Here is a 233-nt window from a genome sequence, read left to right as displayed (position 1 = left end):
GTCGCCGCACTTCTCGAACGACTCGGCGTCGGGCAGTCTCTTCTCGATGTCGGGGATGCGGTCGTAGCTGATGCGGGCGGCGTCCTCGTAGCGTCCCGCGCGGAGCGCCCGGTCGGCGTCGATGCGCGCCTCGTTGAGGTCGCTGCGGAGGGTGCCGATGACCTGCAGGGCCGCCTTCTCGGCCTGCCACCGTGCGGTCAGATCGTCGTAGGCGGCCTGCTGCTGCTCGATCT

1 pseudogene is annotated in these 233 nt (G+C 70.0%); it reads right to left on the bottom strand.

Features of this window, described 5'->3' with window-relative positions:
- Positions 1-233: pseudogene (locus ACZ6JE_RS15705) on the bottom strand (ATP-dependent chaperone ClpB); the annotation flags it as partial.

The organism is Frigoribacterium sp. AC759 (genome assembly GCF_979256015.1).
This window is presented reverse-complemented; position numbering and strand designations above follow the sequence as displayed.